The 23766-nt window shown below is 43.7% G+C and carries 26 protein-coding genes; 18 read left to right on the top strand and 8 right to left on the bottom strand.

Annotation, left to right across the window (positions count from 1 at the left end; all coding sequences use genetic code 11):
• Positions 1-123 precede the first annotated feature (123 nt).
• The 4 genes from SFC25_RS13370 to lacZ all read left to right on the top strand — a co-directional run bounded on the left by SFC25_RS13370 (position 124) and on the right by lacZ (position 6290).
• Positions 124-1398, top strand: a complete 1275-nt coding sequence (locus tag SFC25_RS13370; protein WP_411215869.1) for an ABC transporter substrate-binding protein — start codon at positions 124-126, stop codon at positions 1396-1398.
• 69 nt (positions 1399-1467) lie between these two features.
• Complete coding sequence (locus tag SFC25_RS13365; protein ID WP_411215752.1) at positions 1468-2403, top strand: carbohydrate ABC transporter permease; 936 nt, start codon at positions 1468-1470, stop codon at positions 2401-2403.
• On the top strand, positions 2400-3224 hold the full coding sequence (locus SFC25_RS13360) for a carbohydrate ABC transporter permease (RefSeq protein WP_411215751.1): 825 nt from the start codon (positions 2400-2402) through the stop codon (positions 3222-3224). The genes SFC25_RS13365 and SFC25_RS13360 overlap by 4 nt, the downstream gene beginning before the upstream one ends.
• A gap of 24 nt (positions 3225-3248) precedes the next feature.
• Positions 3249-6290 (top strand): beta-galactosidase, LacZ type, encoded by a 3042-nt coding sequence (gene lacZ / locus SFC25_RS13355; protein ID WP_411215750.1) that lies wholly within the window; start codon positions 3249-3251, stop codon positions 6288-6290.
• 38 nt (positions 6291-6328) lie between these two features.
• Here lacZ and SFC25_RS13350 read toward each other — a convergent pair whose 3' ends face one another.
• Entirely contained in the window at positions 6329-6652 is a 324-nt protein-coding gene (locus SFC25_RS13350) for an antibiotic biosynthesis monooxygenase (protein ID WP_411215749.1), read from the bottom strand.
• Positions 6653-6777: 125 nt separating this feature from the next.
• On the bottom strand, positions 6778-7761 hold the full coding sequence (guaC, locus tag SFC25_RS13345) for a GMP reductase (RefSeq protein ID WP_411215748.1): 984 nt from the start codon (positions 7759-7761) through the stop codon (positions 6778-6780).
• A gap of 156 nt (positions 7762-7917) precedes the next feature.
• On the opposite strand from guaC, the gene SFC25_RS13340 reads away from it, so the two are divergent.
• Positions 7918-8571 (top strand): reverse transcriptase-like protein, encoded by a 654-nt coding sequence (locus SFC25_RS13340; RefSeq protein ID WP_411215747.1) that lies wholly within the window; start codon positions 7918-7920, stop codon positions 8569-8571.
• Positions 8572-8600: 29 nt separating this feature from the next.
• Here SFC25_RS13340 and SFC25_RS13335 read toward each other — a convergent pair whose 3' ends face one another.
• The 3 genes from SFC25_RS13335 to SFC25_RS13325 all read right to left on the bottom strand — a co-directional run bounded on the left by SFC25_RS13335 (position 8601) and on the right by SFC25_RS13325 (position 9621).
• Complete coding sequence (locus tag SFC25_RS13335; protein WP_411215746.1) at positions 8601-8990, bottom strand: hypothetical protein; 390 nt, start codon at positions 8988-8990, stop codon at positions 8601-8603.
• Positions 8991-9090: 100 nt separating this feature from the next.
• Entirely contained in the window at positions 9091-9369 is a 279-nt protein-coding gene (locus SFC25_RS13330) for a hypothetical protein (protein ID WP_411215745.1), read from the bottom strand.
• A gap of 111 nt (positions 9370-9480) precedes the next feature.
• Entirely contained in the window at positions 9481-9621 is a 141-nt protein-coding gene (locus SFC25_RS13325; RefSeq protein WP_411215744.1) for a hypothetical protein, read from the bottom strand.
• 194 nt (positions 9622-9815) lie between these two features.
• Between SFC25_RS13325 and solA the strand changes: the two genes are divergently transcribed.
• From solA to SFC25_RS13305, 4 genes are all read left to right on the top strand, one after another.
• Entirely contained in the window at positions 9816-10937 is a 1122-nt protein-coding gene (solA, locus tag SFC25_RS13320; RefSeq protein ID WP_411215868.1) for an N-methyl-L-tryptophan oxidase, read from the top strand.
• Positions 10938-11059: 122 nt separating this feature from the next.
• Entirely contained in the window at positions 11060-11230 is a 171-nt protein-coding gene (locus SFC25_RS13315) for a hypothetical protein (RefSeq protein ID WP_411215743.1), read from the top strand.
• A gap of 215 nt (positions 11231-11445) precedes the next feature.
• On the top strand, positions 11446-12930 hold the full coding sequence (locus SFC25_RS13310; protein WP_411215742.1) for a murein hydrolase activator EnvC family protein: 1485 nt from the start codon (positions 11446-11448) through the stop codon (positions 12928-12930).
• Between the two features lie 88 nt (positions 12931-13018).
• Positions 13019-13798 carry a nucleotidyltransferase domain-containing protein gene (locus SFC25_RS13305; protein ID WP_411215741.1) on the top strand — a complete coding sequence of 260 codons (780 nt, stop codon included), beginning with the start codon at positions 13019-13021 and terminating at the stop codon, positions 13796-13798.
• Positions 13799-13833: 35 nt separating this feature from the next.
• On the opposite strand, the gene SFC25_RS13300 is transcribed toward SFC25_RS13305, so the two are convergent.
• Positions 13834-14007, bottom strand: coding sequence for a hypothetical protein (locus SFC25_RS13300; RefSeq protein WP_411215740.1), 174 nt, complete (start codon positions 14005-14007; stop codon positions 13834-13836).
• Between the two features lie 557 nt (positions 14008-14564).
• Between SFC25_RS13300 and surE the strand changes: the two genes are divergently transcribed.
• Genes surE through SFC25_RS13275 form a run of 5 tightly spaced genes read left to right on the top strand, consistent with a single transcriptional unit; the run spans position 14565 to position 19648 of the window.
• Positions 14565-15353 carry a 5'/3'-nucleotidase SurE gene (gene surE, locus SFC25_RS13295; protein ID WP_411215739.1) on the top strand — a complete coding sequence of 263 codons (789 nt, stop codon included), beginning with the start codon at positions 14565-14567 and terminating at the stop codon, positions 15351-15353.
• Between the two features lie 14 nt (positions 15354-15367).
• Positions 15368-16387, top strand: coding sequence for an ABC transporter substrate-binding protein (locus SFC25_RS13290; RefSeq protein ID WP_411215738.1), 1020 nt, complete (start codon positions 15368-15370; stop codon positions 16385-16387).
• 19 nt (positions 16388-16406) lie between these two features.
• On the top strand, positions 16407-18113 hold the full coding sequence (locus SFC25_RS13285; protein ID WP_411215737.1) for an ABC transporter permease: 1707 nt from the start codon (positions 16407-16409) through the stop codon (positions 18111-18113).
• A complete protein-coding gene (locus SFC25_RS13280; RefSeq protein WP_411215736.1) occupies positions 18110-19189 on the top strand; it encodes an ABC transporter ATP-binding protein in 1080 nt (359 codons plus the stop codon). Before SFC25_RS13285 ends, SFC25_RS13280 begins: the two co-directional genes overlap by 4 nt.
• Before the next feature lie 51 nt (positions 19190-19240).
• Positions 19241-19648: a DUF2513 domain-containing protein gene (locus SFC25_RS13275; protein WP_411215735.1), complete on the top strand. Its 408-nt coding sequence runs from the start codon at positions 19241-19243 to the stop codon at positions 19646-19648.
• Between the two features lie 544 nt (positions 19649-20192).
• Here the strand turns inward: SFC25_RS13275 and SFC25_RS13270 are convergent.
• Both SFC25_RS13270 and SFC25_RS13265 read right to left on the bottom strand, forming a co-directional pair.
• Entirely contained in the window at positions 20193-20345 is a 153-nt protein-coding gene (locus tag SFC25_RS13270) for a DUF4021 domain-containing protein (protein WP_411215734.1), read from the bottom strand.
• Positions 20346-20421: 76 nt separating this feature from the next.
• Positions 20422-20691, bottom strand: a complete 270-nt coding sequence (locus SFC25_RS13265; RefSeq protein ID WP_411215733.1) for a hypothetical protein — start codon at positions 20689-20691, stop codon at positions 20422-20424.
• 229 nt (positions 20692-20920) lie between these two features.
• Between SFC25_RS13265 and SFC25_RS13260 the strand changes: the two genes are divergently transcribed.
• From SFC25_RS13260 to SFC25_RS13245, 4 genes are all read left to right on the top strand, one after another.
• Positions 20921-21532: a cell wall hydrolase gene (locus tag SFC25_RS13260; protein WP_411215732.1), complete on the top strand. Its 612-nt coding sequence runs from the start codon at positions 20921-20923 to the stop codon at positions 21530-21532.
• Positions 21533-21717: 185 nt separating this feature from the next.
• Entirely contained in the window at positions 21718-22542 is an 825-nt protein-coding gene (locus tag SFC25_RS13255; RefSeq protein WP_411215731.1) for an SDR family oxidoreductase, read from the top strand.
• Positions 22543-22663: 121 nt separating this feature from the next.
• Entirely contained in the window at positions 22664-23116 is a 453-nt protein-coding gene (locus tag SFC25_RS13250; RefSeq protein WP_411215730.1) for a MarR family winged helix-turn-helix transcriptional regulator, read from the top strand.
• Positions 23113-23757, top strand: a complete 645-nt coding sequence (locus tag SFC25_RS13245) for a nitroreductase family protein (RefSeq protein ID WP_411215729.1) — start codon at positions 23113-23115, stop codon at positions 23755-23757. The genes SFC25_RS13250 and SFC25_RS13245 overlap by 4 nt, the downstream gene beginning before the upstream one ends.
• Positions 23758-23766 lie beyond the last annotated feature (9 nt).

Genomic DNA, 23766 nt, shown 5'->3' with positions numbered 1-23766 from the left:
AAGCGTTACCAACAAGGAAATTAAATCCAAGTATGACACAATAATTTCCTAACAGAAGTTAGCAAGCACATGCTAAGATTTAACTAGAAAGACAGCGCTTACAAAAATGAGGGGGTAAACATGATGAAAAAGTTTTTAGCACTTTTATTTATTAGTTTGCTCGTTCTATCTGCGTGTTCTTCAGGTTCCAGCTCAGAAGCTGACGCAGATACGAACGATATCAAGGTTTGGGCATGGGATCCAAACTTCAATATAAAAGCAGCGGAGCTTGCAAAAACAGCTTATCAAGAGGAAAACAGTGAGCTTAATATTGAGGTAATCGAGTATGCGCAGGACGACATCATCCAAAAGCTCAACACAAGTCTTAGCTCTGGAACGACAAAAGGTCTTCCAAACGTCGTTTTGATAGAAGACTATCGTGCACAAAGCTTCCTGCAGTCTTATCCGGATATGTTTTATGCAGTTGATGATGCAATCTCCATCGATGACTTCGCAAAGTACAAACAGCCGCCGACTAGCTTTGAAGGCAAGCAGTATGGCGTACCTTTTGATTCTGGTGTGGCTGGTTTGTATGTTCGAACTGACTACTTGGAAGAAGCAGGCTACAGCATTGATGATCTGCAGGACGCTGATTGGGAGCAAGTAATTGAAATCGGTAAGGCAGTGAAAGATGCTACAGGCAAGCAGATGATCACACAGGATCCAAAAGATCTAGGTCTATTGCGTATGATGATCCAAACAAGTGGTGCGTGGTATTTGGAGGAAGATGGCGTAACGCCGAATATCGCTAATAACGATGCATTGAAAGAAGCATTCCGTCTGTATAAGGAAATGATCGATGCAGACCTGGTGAAACCGCATGCAGACTGGAGCCAGTACATTGCCACAATCAATAATGGAGACATTTCCATGCTGCCAAGCGGTAACTGGATCACACCTTCCGTAAAAGCGGAAGCATCTCAGTCAGGCAAATGGGCTGTAGCACCGTTTCCAAAACTTCCTGGTATGGAATCTGTGAATGCATCCAACTTGGGCGGCAGCTCCTGGTATGTATTGAACATTCCTGGTAAAGAGAAAGCAGCTGAATTCCTAGGTAAGACTTTCGGAGCTGATGTCGACTTTTATCAGCAGTTCGTTGAAGAAGTGGGCGGTCTAGGAACATACCAGCCAGCAGCAGAAGGGGAAGCTTACCAAGCAGAAGATGAATTCTTCGGCGGTCAGAAGATTATGTCAGATTTCGCAGCTTGGACAGAAGAAATCCCACAAGTTAACTATGGCTTGCATACGTATGTGATTGAAGACATCCTTGCCAATGAAATTCAAAAGTATTTGCAAGGTGAAGACTTGGATACAGTATTGGAAAATTCACAATCGCTGGCAGAACAGCAAGCGAAGTAAACTCAGGGCCCTGGGACGCCGCGCAATGCATGGTGCCTCCCGGGGCTTCTTTGAAAGGAGTCCACATTCATGAATATCCCTGAAAAACTCGGCCCGGAAAAACTTGCAGAAAAACCAGCTCCGCGCCCAGCTCGTTCCCTCCGGCTGAAAAATACATTGGTCGGCTGGTCATTCGTTGCAATAGCCTCACTGCTGATCGGAATCTTTTATTTCTTCCCTATGGTGCAAGCGTTGATATTATCGTTCCAGTCAGGCAGCGGCGTGAATCTATCATTCGTTGGATTCGAGAATTACGTCCGGCTATTCCAGGATCCTGTGTTCCTGACAACGGTTAAGAATACGGTCATTTACTTGATCATCCAAGTACCTGTCATGATCCTGTTAGCATTATTCCTATCTGTTGTACTGAACAATAAAACACTGAAATGGAAAGGGTTTTTCCGCACAGCCATTTTCCTTCCGTGTGTAACGTCTCTGGTTGCTTACTCTGTTGTGTTTAAATACTTATTTGCACCAGACGGTATCGTGAACATGACCTTGCTTAAGATCAACCTTGTTTCTGAGCCGATTCAGTGGCTGACAGACCCATTTTGGGCGAAAATCACAATTATCCTGGCAATCACATGGAGATGGACTGGCTACAACATGATCTTTTATTTGTCTGCTCTGCAGAACGTGGATCGTTCCATCTATGAAGCCGCAAAAATTGATGGTGCTTCTGCTATCCAGCAGTTCTTCAAGATTACGATTCCAATGCTGAAGCCCATCATTCTATTCACATCCATTACATCGACTATCGGGACACTGCAATTGTTCGATGAGGTTATGAACATAACAGCCGGGGGACCAGGGAATTCAACTATGACCATTTCCCAATATATTTATAACTTGTCCTTCAAGTACACGCCTGACTTTGGCTACGCTGCGACTGTTTCCTATGCCATCGTAATCCTGATCGTCATCTTCTCGATCATCCAATTCAAAGCGGCAGGTGATAAGAAATGAAACTATCCAACAAAGTCATCGGTTATCTGTTCCTCAGCATCTGTGCGATCATCTCCATCTTCCCGTTTTACTGGATGGTTGTCAGCATGACAAATACTTCTTCTGATGTTACAAGGGGAAAATTGCTGCCGGGCGGAAATTTCATTGAGAACTTCAAAAATCTTTTGCAAACAGTTGATTTGGTACCCGCATTGACGAACTCAGCTATCATTGCAGTTGCGACAACAGTCCTTAGCTTGCTGATTGCTTCTTTGGCAGGGTATGGATTTGAGATTTATCGCAGCAAAGCGAAGGACGTAGTATTCAATATCTTGCTATTGTCGATGATGATTCCATTTGCTGCATTGATGGTGCCTTTGTTCCGTATGTTCGGAAGTATCACACCAATTTTTCCGTTTCTCGGAATTGATACACTAACTGCTGTAGTTCTGCCAAGTATTACGACAGCGTTCCTTATCTTCTTCTTCCGTCAAAGTACAAAGATGTTTCCTAAGGAAATTTTGGAAGCAGGACGAATTGATGGCTTGAAGGAGATCGGTATCTTTTTCCGAATATATGTACCGACGATGAAAACGACATATGCAGCAGCAGCCATCATTACATTCATGGCCAGCTGGAATAACTATCTCTGGCCGCTCGTTGTTTTGCAATCACCTCAAAACCAAACGATTCCATTGCTTATTTCGAATCTAGGTTCCAGCTACTCACCGGATTACGGCATGATCATGATGGCGATTGTTATTGCGACATTGCCGACAGCGATTATTTTCTTCTTTATGCAGAAGCATTTCGTAGCAGGAATGATGGGTTCCGTGAAGTAACAGATAAAGAGGGAGGAAGAGAATATGACAAGCAATACGAAGGTAACGCCAAGTCTGGATTGGCTTTCAGATACAAGTGTGTTTGCGGTGAATCGCGTGCCGGCTCATTCCGATCATGTGTATTTTGAGACTTTGGAACAGGCCAAGGCAAAGAAGGATATGCCTTGGCGCCACAGTCTAAATGGAAAATGGAAGTTCCATTACGCACAGAATCCTGCCGTCCGTCCTGCAGATTTTTACAGTTCATCATACGACAACAGCCGCTGGGATTCCATTACTGTCCCTGCTCATATCCAGCTGGAGGGCTATGGTACACCACAATATGTGAATACGATGTACCCATGGGATGGCATTCATGATATCAGACCGCCCCAAGTACCGATGGAGGATAATGCTGTCGGCAGCTATGTAAAACATTTTTCTATACCAAAGCATATGGAAAACATGCCATTATATATATCATTTCAGGGCGTGGAGTCTGCGTTCTACGTATGGCTGAATGGTCATTTTGTCGGCTATAGCGAGGATAGCTTTACACCGGCAGCATTCGATCTGACAGCATATCTCCAGCCAGGTGAGAACAAACTGGCAGTAGAAGTATACCAGCGCAGCACAGGCAGCTGGCTCGAGGACCAGGACTTCTGGCGGTTCTCCGGTATTTTCCGAGACGTGTATCTTTACACAACACCAAAGCTGCATGTCTTTGATTTGTCTGTTCAAGCGCGATTGGATGATACGTATTCAAGAGGAGCACTAAAGGCAGCCATGCAATTCCAAGAAACGATACCGGCGGGTGCAAAGATAACCGGCAGTCTTTATGACAAACACGGAAGCTTCGTACAGGAAGCAGAAGGGTTATTCCATGAACAGACAGCTGTCGTCTCCTTGCATGTAGAAACACCGCATCTCTGGAGTGCCGAAGATCCTTATCTTTATTCGCTGTATCTGCAAATTTTCAATGAAGAAGGGCAGCTCGTTGAAGTCATTCCGCAGTCCGTAGGGTTCCGCCGCTTCGAGATGATTGATAAAGTAATGTGTCTGAATGGGAAGCGTGTTGTGTTCAAAGGCGTCAACCGACATGAGTTCAATGCTCGGACAGGACGGGTTGTTACCGAAGAAGATATGCTGTGGGATATTAAAACGATGAAGCAGCACAATATCAATGCTGTCCGGACTTCCCATTATCCGAACCAGACCAGATGGTATGAGTTATGTGATGAGTATGGATTGTATGTTATTGACGAGATGAACCTGGAATCGCACGGTTCCTGGCAGAAGCTTGGTCAGGTGGAGCCGTCCTGGAACGTCCCAGGCAATTTGCCAGAGTGGCAGGATATCGTAATGGACCGAGCAGTATCCATGCTGGAACGGGATAAAAACCATCCGTCGATTCTGATCTGGTCCTGTGGTAATGAATCATACGCTGGAGAAGTCATCGTGAACGTGGCGAATTACTTCCGTGAAAAGGATCCGAGCAGGCTTGTCCATTATGAGGGTGTGTTCCACGCACGGGAATACGATGAAGCAAGTGACATGGAAAGCCGGATGTATGCCAAAGTCGAAGACATTGTGAAGTATCTGGAAAATGATCCGGAGAAACCATTTATCAGCTGTGAATATTCCCATGCCATGAACAACTCATTAGGCGGGATGTACAAATATACGGATTTGGAAAATGCATATCAAATGTACCAAGGCGGCTTTATTTGGGATTACATGGATCAGGCAATACTGAAAAAGAATCGCTATGGAGAGGAATTCCTGGCATACGGCGGTGATTTCCAAGACCGTCCGACGGATTATATCTTCTGTACAAATGGCATCGTCTTTGCCGATCGTAAAATTTCTCCGAAAATGCAGGAAGTGAAGTATCTGTATCAGAACATCAAGCTGGATGTAGATGATAAGAAAATTGTAGTGCGTAATGAGAATCTTTTCGCGGATACAAGTGCTTATGATTTAGTTTGGTCAGTGCGAAGAGAAGGGGAGAGCTGTTACGAGGAAAGCCTGGAACAAAGTGTCCCGGCTGGTCAGCAAGCGGAATTCGAGATAAATATTCCAGGCAGCATTCTAGCGGAACCTGGAACATATTCGATTGATGCCAGCATGAAGCTGCGTGAAGCAGCATTATGGGCAGATGCAGGGTTCGAAATCGCATTCGGGCAATATGTTTGGGAAAGCAAAGCAGACACTCCTAAAACGGCGGGTAAACTCCGTGTCGTCGAAGGTGATGTGAATATCGGCGTACATGGTAATGATTTCAGTGTTCAATTCTCTAAAGCAGCAGGCGGTTTGACGTCACTTCGTTATGATGGAGAGGAATTGATTGAGACACCTCCTCATCCAACATTCTGGCGTGCAAGCACGGATAATGACAACGGGTATCAGCAGTGCTATACAGCTGGTGTCTGGCTGGCAGCCAGTGTAGCAAGAAGGTGTACAGATATAGCTTTGGATATTGGGGCAGAGCAAGTGGATGTGACATTCACCTATACATTTTCCATAGCAGAAAAGCTGCAAGTACAGACAATCTATTCAGTCTTCCCAGATGGTGCTATCCGTGTGAAAGCAGTGTACCAAGGAGCAGAAGGCCTGCCAGATCTGCCGACATTTGCCCTTACTTTCCGTACATCGGCAGCATATAGCAATCTGGAATGGTTTGCCCAAGGACCTGAAGAGAACTATGCCGACAGAAATCATGGAGCTAGACTCAGCCGTTTCAAAAATACGGTTCAAACGAATGGCACAGCTTATGTCCGACCGCAGGAGTCAGGTACAAGGACGGGAGTTCGCTGGCTGAAGCTCACGGATGAAAAAGGCAGCGGGATAAAGCTGGATGCTGATGCTTTGCCGATTACATGCAATGCATCTCCTCATACCGCTCTGGAGATTGAGCAAGCAAACCATGCTTATGAATTGCCGCCGGTACATTATACTGTACTGACTGTTTCTGGAAAACAGATGGGTGTAGGTGGCGATGATAGCTGGGGCGCACCGGTGCATCCGGAGCATACGCTAACCTCCAACGGAGATCACAGCTTCACTTTTACCATTAAGAGAGTATAAAGAAAACCCCCTCTGCTCAGGCAGAAGGGGTTTTTGAATTATGCGAAGCTTGCTTCTTCATATTGCAGCAATGTTTTCGTCATAACTGGTGCTTGATCTTTATCTTTTTTCTCTTTGCGCATCGCACGGTGCTCTGCAACATGTGATTCACGGGAAATCCAGGCTACAAAATCAGCTTTTTTATCCCACTTTGTAACGATAGCATAAGCGACAGTGTCACTTTTTTTCGTATCTTTGTTCCAGCACTCGGCGGAATGCAAGCCAGCTACATCCGTCAGCTCTTCCATCGTATGCTTTACTTTATTTATGATTTTATCTTGGGCGTCTAGTGCACCTTCGAAAATAACTTGATTGACAAACATAGGATTGCCTCCTCATAAAACTTGTTCTCCTTTAAAGCTACCAGAAAGCAGGAGGACAGTCAATGAGAATGATTATCAGTATTAAAGAAAGCAAAAGGAACTGTCAAAGACAGCTCCCTCTCTAATCAATATACTTTATCGCCATTAAAGATGCTGTTTTTTACAACAACATAATCAACGTTGCGGATTGCTTCCAATTTCGTGCCGCCAGCATAAGAGATGGAAGACTGAAGGTCTTGTTCCATTTCTGTCAGCGTATCCTGAAGAGATCCTTTGTGCTCAACGAACATTTTCTTACCTTCGACGTTCCGTTTCTCACCTTTTTGGAATTCAGAAGCAGAACCGAAATATTCTTTGTAAAGCTTGCCGTCTCTTTCTACCGTGTCACCAGGTGATTCCTCATGGCCGGCGAACAAGGAACCGATCATGACCATGGATGCACCGAACCGAACTGATTTGGCAATGTCGCCATGAGTTCGGATACCGCCATCTGCGATGATTGGTTTGCTTGCTGCTTTCGCACACCAGCGCAGTGCTGCAAGCTGCCATCCGCCAGTACCGAATCCAGTTTTGATTTTAGTGATACATACTTTACCTGGCCCGATGCCAACTTTGGTTGCATCAGCACCAGCGTTCTCAAGTTCCCGGACTGCTTCTGGTGTACCAACGTTGCCAGCAATAACAAAGCTTTCCGGCAAATGTTTCTTGATGTGTTGGATCATACGAATTACAGCATTGGAATGTCCGTGTGCAATATCAATTGTAATAAATTCTGGTACCAAAGCTTTACTTGCAAGTGTTTCGATGAAACCATATTCTTCTTCTTTTACGCCAACACTGATAGAAGCAATAAGATTCTGTTCCTGCATTTTTTTAATGAAAGCTTCTCTTGTTTCAGGTTCAAAGCGATGCATTACATAAAAGTAATTATTTTCAGCCAGATAAGTGGCAATGTTTTCGTCAATGATCGTCTGCATATTTGCCGGTACGACTGGCAGACGGAATGTATGGTTTCCAAGTGTAGCAGTCGTATCGCATTCTGAACGGCTGTCTACTACGCATTTTGCGGGAATTAATTGAATATCTTCGTAATCAAATACATTTTCCATGTTTATACCCCTCTAAAGACGAATTATTTTTGGTGGTTGCTTTTATTTCGTTCGCCCTTTGGTACTATACAATAATTCAGAAAACAAAGCAAAGGTTTTTATTCAAAAAATAAAAATATAAATAAATGGGGTAGAATAAGAGGGGAGGGATACGAAATGAAATTGCGTATGAAGATAAGCTATCGAACGCCTAAAGGGACGGAAGCAGAGTTCTTATCGGATTATTTACCGCCGGGAGCTGCGCTTTTGCTGATGGAGGATATGCAGCAAAGCGGAAGAGTGCCTCAGATAGAACTCTTGGATCAATACGAGACAGAATGGACGATAAAAGAGCTCCGCAGTTACATGAAGGAACTCGAAACAGAACCACATAATGTTCGTGTATACGTGGATGGCGGTTTTGATAAGGAAACAGGCAGAGGCGGCCTGGGATGCGTTATTCATTACGAACAAAATCAAAGGGAATACCGTCTTCGGCGTAATCAGGAGATGGAACAGCTTATCTCAAATAACGAAGCAGAATATGCTGCATTGCATTTTGCCATAGGTGTATTATCGGAAATTGGAGTAAAAGAACAGGAGATAGAGGTTTACGCTGATTCCCTTACCGTTGTCAATCAGATGTCGGAAGAGTGGCCTATGTATGAAAAGGAATTGAAATATTGGGCAGATAAAGTGGATGAATTGGCTGACGGTATTGGTTTGACAATTCAATATGCCCATGTGGATAGGAAACAAAACAAAGAAGCAGATCAGCTCGCAAGCCAGGCTTTGAAAAGTATACAAATTGACAGTACAATACAAAAATAACCGCCCAAGCAACGCTTGAGCGGTCATTTTTATTTGGAAGTCTGTTGATCAAGAGCTTCAATCAAGCTAGTCTTGGTTGAACCAGATGCTGCTTCCACTAATGTCTGGAAACGTTCTGTCAGCAATTCCTTGTTTTTATATTCCTGTGGATGGTTCTGATTGTAGTAGAAACGGAAGATAGCTTCTTCAGGGAAATGCTGTTTTCCGACCTTAATCATGAATCCTACAGGAAGCTTATCATAAGCATATGCTGCTTTTGTCTCGACTAGCGGCGTTTCTGCCACAGCTGTCTCGTTTTCAGATGCCAGCTGTTGAATTGCCTGCTTGATGAATTTCTTGCGGGCACGCTTCTTCTTGGAACGCATGTTCATCTCAGCAAGAACTTTATCCAGACTTTCGGTTTTCGTAAGTACTGTCACGACTAAAAACTCCTCTATTATTGTCTGCAACCTCTATCATATGATATTTTCGCAGATTTTAGAAGTCTAGCAGTAGAATTGCTAACTTTCTGACAAGTTATCAATAATAGTAAGTGTCGGAATATGTTGGATCTGACTCGAATAGTGTGAATCCAAGAATCATGAAAATCATGAAAATAATAAAGTAAATGATGATAAAAGCAGCCATCACAATGAATGTGGCAATGGCATAATTTCTTCTTGGATTGGTACGATCAGCTGCCCAAATAATCAGCATGATAATATTGACTAGAGGAATTCCTGTTAATACCAATGTCCATACCCATTGCATGATTCTCATCTGACCATTGCTTTGGTGGTCTCTTTGTTGTGGTTCCATAAATAAATCGCTCCTGACTTAGGTAAAATAATGACAGAAATAACTATAATGGATAGTTTCTGTTAATTCAACCAGTGTCAGTAAGCACTTAAAAGCTGGTATGAAGCCTTTTTAGGGACTTTTCTCCTGATTTGCTGCCCGCTCCAGCCTTTGTTTGATTTCCAGCATTTCCTGCCGTGTCATTGGATCAAAAAGACCTTCCGCAAGTGTTTTATCAATATATTGGATAGCTTTGTACAATTGGGAATCCATTTTCTTCGCACTCCTTCTCCATAGGTTTTCTCTACTACCGTGATTTGTTAATGCTTCCAGTATAATGGCACATAATCACATCCTTTATACTAGGTAAATCGCCACCAATTTTCTGTAAGTAATATAATTCAATAGGTTGTCCGCCAACCCCTCTTTCGATATGCTTTATTTATAGGAAGGTTGAGGTGAAACAGATGCTATACGACATGATCATTCTCGGAGCTGGATCTATGGGATTGAGCGCTGGATATCAGCTGGCAAAGAAAGGCCAGGCAGTACTTATGCTGGACAGCTATCACCCTCCGCATGTACATGGAAGTCACCATGGAGAAACGAGGATTATTCGTCACGCCTATGGCGAAGGAGAAGCTTATGTGCCTTTTGCACTCCGAGCCAGAGAACTGTGGAAAGAGTTAGAGCGGACGCTCGGAAAAGACATTTTCCTGGAAACAGGAGTACTGAACTGTGGTCCTGAATCAAGTCCTTTTATACAAAATGTACTTAAAAGTGGAGAAACATATGATCTGCACGTGGAAGAGCTTACTTCAGATGTAATGAAAAAGCGTTGGTCAGGTCTGACTGTACCAGCAGATTATATTGGGGCTTACGAAAAAGATGCAGGTTATTTGCGAACGGATCCAATTTTAAAAGGATATGCTGAGCTAGCAGCCTCCCATGGAGCTGAACTCGCAGGCGGCCAGCGTGTGGAAAAAGTACAAATAAAAGAAGGTAATATCGAAGTTAAGACTCAAAATGAGATACATAAAGGTAAAAAGCTTATTGTGACAGCAGGGGCATGGGGCAAAGAATTATTGTCGCAGCTTGGATTGCAGCTGCCGATTACAGTCACTCGGAAGACATTTGCCTGGCTGCATGCAGATGAACCTTTTCAAGAAGGCAGGTTTCCTTGTTTCAGCTTTGATACGGATATTGGTACATATTATGGGTTTCCAGATATAAATGGGACCGGGTTGAAAATCGGGCGCCATGACACTGGCTTGCCAATACATCCAGACCAAAAAGGTGCTCCTTTCCATGACGGAGATGCTGAAGAGCTGCTAAGCTTCCTATCCCGGTTTATGGGCGGCGGAACATTTCAGCTGCGAGAAGGGAAAACATGTATGTACAGTATGACTCCCGATGAAGATTTTATCATCGATTATCATCCTGAACACCCTGAAATCATGTTCGCACTTGGATTTTCCGGTCATGGATTCAAATTCGCCAGTGCAGTAGGAGAAGTTTTGAGTGAAATGGCAATGGAGAAGGAATTAACAGTTGATATGAGACCTTTTCGTTTAAGCAGGTTTGACTAGGTGCAAGATAGAGAAGTGCCCAAATGACTGTTAATGTTAAAGAATGGACATAAATAAAAGCAGGGTGCCTTTCTATCATGTTATAATAAAGGAATATCATTTTTGTAAGGAGATGCTGTATCATGCCACCAAGCGTGCGTTTGATTCTGATCTTGGCGGTGGCCTTGCTTACTGTCGGTCTCTTATTCTATGGAGCCGCAAAAAGTAAGCAGATGAGGGTGCCTTTCTTGATTTTGGGGATATTATTAGCATTCATCTATATCGTTTCATTTGTTGTATTATTTGTTTTATGACAGAGCATGCACCGTTTTGTGCATGCTTTTTTTATTTTCTACAAGAAGATTTACCATTCACTTCTACAAGCGGTGAATTTGAAACATTATTGTAATGTTTTGTCACACTTTCGTATAGTATACTGTTCCCGGAGATTACTTTATTTTCTATTTCATTACAGATTAATCGAACTAGGGCTATAAAAAGAATAAACAGATTCACAGGGGGAACAGAATTGAGAAAAAAATGGCTGCATATCGGTTTGGCTGCAGTGATCGGAACTGCTGCACTTGTCTTGCCGGTATCTAGTAATGTTGCTTATGCCTATGAAGATTTAGATGAACAAAGAGATGAAGTCGAACGGAAGAAATCGGAGAATGAAAAGCAGCAATCAGAGAAAACAGAGAAGCAAGATGATCTGCAGGCTGCAGCTGAAAAACTTCGTGCTGAATTAGAGAAAATAGATGGTAAAATCGGTGAAACGAACACGAAACTAGCGGATACAGAGTCTGAGATTTCCAGTTTGGAAACGGATATCGATACATTGAAAAAAGAGATTGCCGACCTGGAAGTCCGGATCGAGGAGCGTCACGGTTTGCTGAAGGATCGCATGCATTCTCTGCAGAAAAGTGGCGGTCAGGTAAAATACCTGGATGTCATTATGGAATCCAAGAGTTTTTCAGATTTCCTTAACCGTGTTGATGCTGTCAGTACTATCATGGGAGCAGATCAGGATTTGATGGAAGCACAGCAGCAGGATTTGGAAGATGTTGAGTCCAAGAAAACAGAACGTCAAACAAAGCTCGTACGTGTTGAGGAGCAAGCAGACGTTCTGGAAGAAACAAAGCAAACCTTGACGGACCAGCAAAAAGAGAAGGACAAGCTTATTGCAGATGTTATGAAGGAATACGATGTAACTTCTGAGGAGCTAGTAAGTCTTGGCGAGGAATCTGCATTGCTGGCTGCCCAGGAAGAGGCTATTGCTGCAGAGGTTGCTTACCGTGATAAGCAAAAGGCGGAGGAAGAAGCCCGTAAAGAAGAAGAGCGTCAGCGTGCAGAGCAAGCGAAACAGGAAGAAGCTGCCAGAATAGCAGCGGAGGAAAAAGAAGCAGCAGATAAAGCACAGGCAGAACAAGAAAAAGCTTCAGCATCTGCTGCCAGCAAACCGACTGTAAAACAAGAACCGAAGCAGGAGAAAGAAGAGAAGAAACAGACAGCTGAAACAAATTCAGGGACTTCCAAGTCTGCTTCAGCTCCGGCGAAACAGCCTGCTGCTTCTGCTTCAAAACAGGAGCAGCAAGCATCCAAGGCTCCTGCGTCCAGCGGTGATTTCATCACTCCGGCACCAGGCAGCATTACTTCTGGATTTGGGCCAAGATGGGGTACATTCCATTACGGTATCGATATTGCGAAACGCGGATCTAATGTACCGATATGGGCAGCAGCTTCAGGTACGGTTTCACAAGCCTACTACTCATCCAGCTACGGAAATGTAATTTTTGTAAGCCATTCGATTGATGGAAAAACATATACGACAGTTTACGCCCATTTGACGTCCATGCAAGTAAGTGCCGGTCAGCGTGTTTCCCAAGGACAGCAGATTGGTACAATGGGGAATACAGGCATGTCCCAAGGACAGCACCTCCACTTTGAGCTGCATACTGGTCCATGGAACGGCAGTAAGTCGAATGCAGTGAATCCAATACCATATTTGAACTAAAAGAAACTCCAACACCGCTAAAAGGTGTTGGAGTTTCTTGTTATATAGTGTAAAGTGGAAAGAATATATGGAAAAAGGAGGGAGTTTAATGCACGACAGCGCTCTTGATAGGCTAGTAGATATTCTGGCAAATGAGGTGGAAGTTAAAGCTGTATTTGTGAAGGGATCTTTTGGGAGAGGAGAACAGGACCCTTACTCTGATATAGATTTATATTGTCTTGTAGAAGATCATGACTTACATAGTTTTTTAGAAAAGAGACTAGATTTGCTGGCCAGATATAAAAATGTTCTTTATAGTGAAGAGCTATTTATTATCGCACCGCAGTTGATTATTGTTTATGATAACTTCCTCCATGTGGATTTGTTTACCGTGACAGTAAAAACATTCAAACAAAGTGATCATTTTAGAGTACTTTATGATCCTGATCGATTGATGGATCAATTCAAAGGAAATCAAAAGCTTACGATGACAGATGAAGAGTACGGAAACCAGATAATAGATCTGACATGGTTCCTATTCCAATACCGGAAAGCTGCTTTAAGAGGGAATGGTGCATGGGCAGCAGCTATGCTGCAGCAGGTTACGGATCCGCTAGCCAGGATACTGATGCATCACCATGCGCCTGATCGTGCACAGCTTGGGCTTAAACGAGCGGAGCAGCTTCTGCCGCAAGATATTTTCTCCAAGTTTAAAGAAGTACTGGAAAATCTGACACCATCAGGTTATCAGAAAGCAGCAGCTGCTATCTTGACGCTGCTTATGCAAGAAAATCCCTTTCTGGAAGAACATCTTAAAGATCCCGAAAAACAATTGATTGCACCTCTTTATCGAAAACTGATTATAGAAGCGTCTCTTGTAAATATGTAAAAGAAAGAGCGATATCCACTAGGACATCGCTCTTTTTAATCTATACTAGCTTGAACCGACCACCGGACATCGCTCTTAGTCTGTGAATTAAGCTTCTGCATCAGATCTGTAGCTTCCGTCTCACTGCGGAACAGCATATCTGAAGATGAACTGGAATGTTTTAGGTAGGTTTTCGTTCCGTTCGCTTCTCGGACAATTCTGTAGAGCATCGAACTCACTTCCTTACCTAGTGTATTTATGTTTCTATATCCATTGTCTCATAGGTAATAGCGAAAGTATATGAATTAAATCGAATATACCATTAAGATTTTGTGGCAATTTAGTATAATCTGCATTTTATTAGCTGACATTCAATAGAAATTAGGTAAAAAGTAGGTTTTTTTAAAACAAAGTGAACTATGGATGATCTATCAATAATTACGAAATGTCTTTATTAGATAAAAAATCATCAAATTGTGTATGGATTGTAAATTATTTACGTTTAGACAAGAAGCTGGATTAAAAAACGTTGTTCTGTTGGAGAGTAAGCTACCCATGACAATTTTCTTTCTTTTACAACAATTAAACATATCTTCACAATTCCTTAAACACTAGCTTCACAATCAGCTTGTACAGTTAACAATATAGGAACAAATGAAAGGAGTCATGCTGTGAAGAATATCTATTTTTTAATAATGCTGCCCAGGAGTGAACCGATGGAGAAGGTTGTGCCTGATTCAGCTGGCATCTATTTTGCTGAACTTAGCCAACTAAAGGAGGGCGTCACATGAGAATTCTGGTTACGAATGACGACGGTATTTTCTCTCCTGGAGCAGAGGCGATGATTGAGACATTGCAGCATTTTGGTGAGGTGTATGTTGTTTGTCCAGATCAGGAGTACGGCGCTGTTACCCAGTCTATTACCATGCGTCAGCCCGTTCGTATCAAGGAGATGTACCATTTTCCAGGAGTTGCTGGAGCTTGGAGTCTGAATGGGACTCCAGCAGATTGTGTCAAGCTTGCTGTGGAAGTACTGCTGCCTGAAAAACCAGACTTCCTTTTTTCCGGGATCAATCTTGGACCAAATCTGGGACGTGACATCTATTACTCCGGTACGATGGCGGCTGCAGTAGAAGCGTCCCTCTATCATATACCGTCTGCTTCGGTCAGCTTGAATAGCAGTTCGCCTCGTCATGTGAATTATTCTAAGGTTAAAACCCTATTTTATCAGGTTGCAGAAGTTTTGCTTCAGCATAGATCGAAAGCCGTCGGTTTACTGAATGTCAATTTGCCAAATATCGATAAACGGGAATTCAAAGGGATTCAAGTTATCCCGATGGATTTGAGTGTATCGCGGTATCGCTTCGTTGGCCTCCATGATCCGCATGGAGAAGTATATTATTGGCTGAAGGATCAGCTGCGGGAGCTGACAGATTTCCAGCCGGAAAGCGATTATCTTTTGCTGAAAGAAGGATACATAACCGTTTCACCGATTGAATTGCGAACTCATTATAAACGAAAGCAAGAACAAATAGAACGCTGGTTCAAGTCTATGGAGACAAATACTTCAGAGTAAAAGGAGAGATTGGGATGAAAAGAAAATGGTTGGCAGGTATCGCAGGTACTGCATTATTTGCACTTGCAGCGTGCGGACAAGAGGACGCTCAAACAAGTGCTGGTGCTTCGGACGGAGAAATCGCCGGTACGCTCAGCTTCTATACATCCCAGCCGGATGCTGATGCACAGAAACTGGTTGAGGGTTTTGAAAAACGTTATCCGGAAGTGGAAGTGGAAACGTACCGATCCGGTACTGAAGAAGTGATTTCCAAACTGAATGCGGAGAAGATGGCAGGTGATGTGCAAGCTGACGTCCTGCTCGTAGCGGACAGTGTGACATTTGAGGATTTGAAAGAGCAGGATATGCTGCAGGCCTATGAGTCAGGAGAATTGAATGCTGTTCCGGATGAATTCGAAGATACAGATCATTATTATACTGGTACGAAAATCATGGCAACAGGAATCGTTGCAAATACCGACGCAGGCGATGCACCAACTAGCTGGAGTGCATTGACTGAAGCTGATGCGAAGGCTCAAACAGTTATGCCTAGCCCGTTGTACTCTGGGGCTGCTGCATATAATCTTGGTGTATTGACCAGGCAGGATGCTTTTGGCTGGGACTTCTACGAAAAGCTCATGAATCAGGAGACTGCAGTCGTAAAGGGAAATGGTGATGTATTGAAATCTGTTGCTTCCGGTGAGAAACAGTATGGTGTGATTGTCGACTATCTTGCTGCCAGGGCAAAAGCGGATGGATCTCCAGTCGAGCTTGTTTATCCAGAGGAAGGTGTACCAGTCATAACAGAGCCGATAGGCATCACGAAGGATGCGGATAATGCTGCAGCAGCAGAAGCATTTGTTGACTATGTTTTATCTGAGGAAGGGCAAAAGCTTGCAGCAGAGCTTGGATATACTCCGATCAGGGATGAGATCAATGCGCCGGAAGGGCTGAAAACATACGATGAGATGAAAGTATTACAGGCCGATACGGAAGCATTGTATACATCTCGCAACGAAGACAAACAGCAATTTGAGGATCTTTTCGGTAAATAAGCAAAAGGAGGGCAACCCATTGCAATTAACCATGAAATCAAGGCAGCTGGAAGAAGGCAGACATACCGCCCTCCGAAAGCTTCCTATTTTTATCGGGATCCTGATTCTAATTTTCTTTTTCCTGTTGCCGATTGTCAGATTGATTTGTATGAGTTTCACCTCTGGAGAGAGCATCTCAATGAGCGCTTATTCAGAGGTGCTCAAAGAGTCTGTTACGTGGAAAACACTTTGGAATACAATTTATATTGTCCTCGGCAGTACTTTACTGTCTATGATTCTGGGCATAACGATGGCTGCCATCATGGCCTACATGGATGTCCGCGGTAAGGCAGTGATGCAGCTTTTCGTATATTTGCCTTTTATCATTCCGTCGTATATCACGACACTCGCATGGGTTCAATTTTTCAGCAATTCAGGCCCGCTTGGAGCATTGCCTGACTGGCTTGTCCCTAATTTATACAGCGTCGGCGGTATTATATTTGTACTCGGTATTTCGCATTACCCACTTGTCTATTTGATGACAGTACAAGTCTTCCGCAGGATTCCTCGTGATGCGGAACTTGCTGCCATGGTTTCTGGTGCATCAAGGTTCACCAGCTGGAGAAAAGTGATACTGCCGATGGCATTGCCGGGTATATGCAGTGGAGGCTTGCTGGCGTTCTTATCCAACTTGGATAATTTCGGTGTGCCTGCTTTTCTGGGAATACCGGCAAATATTCGTGTACTGAGTACGTATATCTATGAACAAGTAATCGGATATGGGCCGAGTGCCTTCAGTCGGGCAGCTGTCCTCTCTGTTTTGCTCGGTATCATTGCAGTGGCTGCTACACTGATTCAAGTATGGTTATTAAGAAAAAGCAAGGTCACTGAAACGACTGTTCCAGATAATAAGCCTCGCATCCAGCTGCGATCAAGCCAACGCAGAATCCTGCAGGCGGTTCTTTGGATATTCCTGCTTGGTACAAGCTTGGTTCCCTTACTTGCCATGGGTACAGTCAGTCTCGTTCAGGCATACGGAATCGATTTGACATGGGAGAATTTTTCCCTTGGAAATTATCGCTATATTCTATTTGAGGATGAAAAAGTGATTCGATCCTTGAGCAATAGTCTGATACTTGGGCTCATCACTGCGATTGTATGTCTTGTTTTCGGTACTATATTTGCTTATTACCGTTCCCATAAGCAGGGAAGATTCCCGAAGATAATGGAGGCAATTATTACAATGCCTTACGCACTTCCAGGGACAGTGCTGGCTCTGTGCATCATTTTAATGTGGATGCAGCCTTTTCCAGGTTGGTATCCAGGTGTATATGGCACACCGGCTATACTTTTGATTGCTTATATCACCCGGTTCTTTGTTTTGCAATTCCGGGGCAGCTATACTGCATTCACACAGCTGGACGTTCGGATGGAGGAGGCTGCACGAACGAATGGTGCCAATCTTTTTACAAGATGGAGACAAATTCTGCTGCCGCTTATCATGCCGGGAGTTTTAAGTGGCGCGTTGCTGGTTTTCCTGACTTCGCTGACAGAGCTGACTGTCTCCAGTATGCTGTGGTCCAGTGGTGCAGAGACAGTTGGCGTCATCATTTTCAGTTTCGAACAAGCAGGTTACAGCACGTACTCGACAGCTTTCTCAACGTTGATTGTATTGGCGATCCTGCTTGGAGGCACTGCATATCTCTTCGTGCAGCGTAAAGGGAGACAAAGGAGGAGAAGAGCGTGATCACATTGCAGGGATTGGAAAAAGAATATGGGAAAACTGCTGCATTGAGCCAGGTGGAATTGACAATCCAAAAAGGAGAATTCCTCGCGATTCTTGGTCCGTCCGGCTGCGGAAAAACAACGTTACTGCGTTTGCTGGCGGGTTTCATGAAACCCACGGCCGGAACGATACGATTCGGTGATAAGGAAGTAGCAAATTCCAAGCAAATCAGCAAACCAGAAAACCGAAATATAGGAATGGTATTTCAATCCTTCGCCCTCTGGCCTCATATGACAGTGGAGGAACACATCTGTTTTGCATTGAAAAATCATCGTTTCTCAGAGAAACGAACGCCAGAGGAACAAGAGGTAAGAGTAACAGAGGTGTTACAGCTTGTCGGTATGGAATCCTTTCGGGAGAGATATCCTGCAGCATTATCAGGCGGGCAGCAGCAGCGTGTAGCTTTAGCCAGGGCAATTGCTCCAAAACCGGATATTTTGCTCATGGATGAACCTCTGAGTGCTTTGGATGCGGAATTGCGGATCAGTATGCGAAAAGAAATCAAGCAGATCCACAAGAAGCTTGGTGCAACCATCATTTATGTCACACATGATCAAGGAGAGGCGCTGGCAATGGCTGATCGGGTGCTTGTCATGCAGCATGGCCGGATTGAACAAGCAGATACACCGGAAGCTATTTATCAGCGTCCGGAAACTCCATTTGTAGCTACATTTGTCGGTAAAGCAAACTTAGTGGAAGGTACATGGAATGGAAACTATTTCAATCCTGCCGGCAGTCAGTTGCGCTGGAAGGATAATGGTGTATCAGAGAAGCTGAAACAAAAGCAGCTTTTCCCCGTCAGGCCGGAGGAGTGGCAGCTGCTACCAGCAGAAGCAGAAGGATTAAATGGCGAAATTATCATTAGCCAGTTCCAAGGAACAGAAAGGCATTATGTGATCAGGGTGGGCGGCCAGGATTATCAAGCTTCTCTTCCGATTGCTGCTCCTGTATGGTGTGAAGGCGAAAGGGTAACTTTGCAGATAAGAGGAAGAAAGACGCAAGATGCCACTGAGGAAGTACTTTTAGAGATAAGATAGCAAGACTGGACTCCCGCGAATAGGGAGTCTTTTTTTCTTGAAGGAAAATGGGTGCAAAAGCAGAAATTATGGGTAGAGGTGATGCGTTTGAAAAGGGACATGTCTCTTATTAGAAGTCTCTTATTGGACATTGAAGCAGAATTCACAGAGGGGGGCTTTGCGCTGGAAGTAACTGAGGAAGATGAATATTCCGAAGAAGAAATGAATTATCACTTGCAGCTGATGAAGGAAGCAAAGCTGATTAAGCTGGAAACCGTTCTGGATGAAGAAGAGGAAGAGGAGGAACTTCTCATATATGGACTGACATGGGAAGGGCATGAGCTCCTGGACAGTATCAGAGAAGAGGTAGTCTGGCAGCAACTGCTCGTGAAGCTGAAACGGGAGAAGGGCAGTATGCCGTTTTCCGTTTTACGTAAACAGGCAGCGAAAGCAGCGGAAGCATTTTATGCTTCTGAATAATGCTGAAAAGGATACGGCAGTTACAAAAAAAGTTTAATCAGACAAACAACAGGAGCATAAATTGAAGTGGGTATCTTTCGATGCTTCTTTTACAGATCATCATCGACTCAAACATATTAGCTGGAGACCTATAACATACTGGAAGATTAAACATTCTGCTTCTGAAATTTTTGTGAAAAAGAAGTTTTAAGTTGTTGCCAACTTGGCAAAACAGAAGTATCAAGAATATGGGAGGGTTGGGTATGCTCTGCATCTTTTCCGCTGCGAGGGATAAGTTCCGGGAAGATTTCCAAAAACAGCAGCAGACAGCTAAGCAAGGTACAAAGACTGATACTACTGCTAAGAAATAAGAAAAGGCTGCGTACTTATAAAAAGCGGAATCCAAGTAAAGACTATTGGCAAAAAGCAAAAGAGGTGCAGGCAGGTGCGCAGTCGGTCTACATTCATTAAAGGGTTCATGCTAGGGATTGTCATTGCCCTGGCGGTATGGTTCGTCGTGACTTATATTGCTTCCAAATTCATCTGATACAGAAAAACACAGCTGTTAAAGCTGTGTTTTCTTTTGCTTGTGGGCATTGTTTTCATATTCTGTTTCCGGATGACCGTATTCGCCATTCATTGCTTGCTCATCTTGATCCAAACCAATTGCTTCTGCTGCAAGATCACGATGATCCGATTTGTTCTGTTTCTGCTGCATCTATCCCACCTCCTGCCAGTAGTGTTGCACGATAGACAGTAATTATGTAAGGACAGTCAAGCTGTCCCTCTATAAGTCAACGCTGTTGAGTGGAATAGTAATAGTTATACGGATAAGGTGTCGGATATGGATAAGGAACAGGATAAGGCACCGGGTAAGGAGTATTATATCCATACTTATAACCATAACCGGGTCCGCTGATCAAAGCACTGCCAAGCAGACCTCCGGCAAGTCCGCCGATGAATGGCAGAAAAGCAAATCCAAAGCGCTGGTCTTCTTGGTTCGTTCTGTAGTCTGTCGTATAGGTTGGCTGGTTATATGGATGCGAATAGTGTGTGTAGCTCATAAACATTCCTCCTGTCCCTTTACTGTATGCACAGCAGTCTATGCAAGGTTGGGCAAGTATCCTGCTGGAAGACAAAAGATTTCCAAGCTAGAAATACATTGGCAGGACTAGTTTGCATACAAGAACATACACTAGTAATGAAATCTTAATGTTTGTTAAAAAAGGTGACTGGGTATTAAGCGTTATGGACTGATTATTCCACATACATAACAAAGAAAAGGACTTGATTATGCAGAAACTTCTAACGCTTTTTTTATTGACTTTCTTTTTTGTAAGCAACCTTTGTCTGGTTTTATATCTGCCAATGAAGGATCTGAAACAGAATGTCTATCCAGCAAAAGTTTATGCGGATGAAAGAACCCAGCCGATGTTATCCAATAAAGATACACATTCTGAAAATGGGCCAGCTGCTATCGTCTTAACCGATAGAGATGATCGGACAGAGGACTTGGCAGAAGCGACGATCGAGCAAAAACAATATACAGCAGAAGAGATCGAGCTGCTTCAAAGACTAGTTCAGGCTGAAACAAGCGGTGAGGACTATCCAGGAAAGGTAGCAGTGGCTACGGTTGTACTCAATCGTATTGACAGTGAGGAATTCCCTGATTCCATCCATGATGTCATCATGCAAAAGGGGCAGTTTCAGCCAGTAAGCTCTGGCGTCATTTGGCGAAGTGAACCAACGGAGGAAACGGTACAAGCAGTAGCAGACGCTTTGGTACAAAAAGATAATATGCAGGATATCGTCTGGTTCATGAATCCAGAAACAGCTACTACAAACTGGATTGCGGAAACACAGGAGCATGTGGAGCAAATCGGCAACCATGTATTTTACCGTTAATACGGATGGATTCATTCATCGCTGCAATACTATAATTTATAACTATGCATGACGCAGTTGTATTTTTGGGGTAAATGCGCTAGTAAAATTTTTCGCAACACATTACTTTGTCTCCAAGTGTTATGTTTTAACTCTCCTTTGACCGGTAAAACAATAGGCAAGCATTGTTGAAGGAGTTGTTAGCATTGGGAAAACTAGATAATCGTATTGCAGTCGTAACTGGTGGGGCAACCGGTATCGGACGAGCGACTGCTTCTATGTTCGCGCAAGAAGGAGCTACCGTACTGGTGGCAGATATCAAGAAAGACGAAATGATGGATTTGGCAGACTCAATTCAATCTGCTGGAGGACAAGCAGAAGCCTATGAAGTAGATGTTTCTGACGAAGCTAGTGTGAAGAAATTTGCTGATCAGGTGAAGGAATCATACGGGAAATTGGATGTGCTCTTTAATAATGCCGGTATCGACCAAGAAGGCGGCAAGGTACATGAATATCCAATTGAATTATTTGACAGCATCCAAAAGACGGATTTGCGGGGAACGTTCCTGATGAGCAAATTCCTTATTCCGCTGATGCTGGAAAATGGGAAAGGTGCCATCGTAAATAATGCTTCCATGAGCGGAAGTTTCGCGGATCTTGACAGATCCGGCTATAATGCAGCAAAAGGCGGCATCATTAATTTCACCAAAGCAACTGCCATTGATTATGGCAGACAAGGAATCAGAGCGAACTCCGTTTCACCAGGTACAATTGAAACTCCCCTGATAGATGAACTGACACGATCGAAGGAAGAGGAGCAGGGAAAAGCCTTCCGCGAATCAAATAAATGGCTTGCTCCAATGGGCAGACTCGGAGCTCCGGATGAAATTGCCAAAGCCGTATTATTCCTTGTATCAGACGATAGCTCCTATATCACTGGACAGGATTTGGTTGTTGATGGAGGGCTTACTGCATATACATGGCCAGGTAAAATGGTGATGGATGACAGCTGGAAAGAAACGACGAAATAAGAGTGGGGTCAATCCCTGCTCTTTTTTTATGCGAGCAAGAGGATTGACATATATATTACGAAAGTATATGATTGACCTATCAACCATTGATGTATCAACTATTTAGAAAGAGGTTATGCCGATGACTGCTTGTTCCGTTCGCCTGCAGATTTTCCTGCAGCTGCAAGCTGTTAATAAGGAGTTATGCTCAAAGTACGAGGCTTGTTTAGGAGCCAGCCCTTCACGTGTGGAAATACTTCATTATTTATTGCAGCATGGAGAAGTGACTCAATCTGCATTACAAAGGGAAGTCAATATCGATGCTGCTGCTGTAACCAGACATTTAAAGCAGCTTGAAGCAGCTGGTACGATCATTCGCTTTAAGAAGGTAGATGATCAGCGGGCTACGTGGGTGAAGCTGGAGGAGGAAGCAAAGCGTCATATCGAGCAATCCTATCAGGAAAAAAGCCAGTTTGTGAAAGAGACGTTGGCTGGCTTTTCTGAAGCAGAGCTAGTACAATTCCTGCAAATGCTGAGCAAAGTCAGTGAAAATGTGTCCCAAGTCACAAAGAATCAGCTAGGAGGAGAAAAATGAACGAAACACCACTATATAATAAAGAAGTTTTCCTTCAGATTGTGCAGGATCGCCGTTCCATCCGTACGTATGATGAGAATGTAAAAATCAGTAAGGAAGAAATGTCTGAAATCCTTACTGTTGCAACGAAGGCGCCATCCTCAGTCAACTTACAGCCTTGGCGTTTTGTTATCATTGAGAGTCCGGAAGCAAAAGCAAAGCTTGCGCCGCTTGCCAGATTCAATCAGCAGCAAGTGAAAACTTCCTCAGCAGTGATCGCTGTTTTTGCTGATATGAATAATCTTGACTACTTGGAAGAAATCTATGGAAAAGCCGTTGAGCATGGACTTATGCCGCAAGAAGTCAAAGAGCAGCAAGTCGTCTCTATCCGTAATCTGCTTTCTGGTATTACGGAACAGAAAAATAGGGAAACAATCCTTATCGATAGCGGTTTGGTATCCATGCAGCTGATGCTGACTGCGAAGGCGTATGGTTACGATACAAATCCGATTGGCGGGTTTGAGAAAGACCAAATCGCGGAAGCGTTCGATCTGGATAAGGAACGTTATGTTCCGGTCATGCTGCTTTCCATCGGAAAAGCAGCAGATGCAGGCTACAGATCCTATCGTATGCCGGTAGAACAAATTACAGAATGGAAATAAGGAGAGAGA

The organism is Terribacillus saccharophilus, assembly GCF_046592595.1.
Classification (GTDB): Bacteria; Bacillota; Bacilli; order Bacillales; family Amphibacillaceae; genus Terribacillus; species Terribacillus saccharophilus_C.
This window is presented reverse-complemented; position numbering and strand designations above follow the sequence as displayed.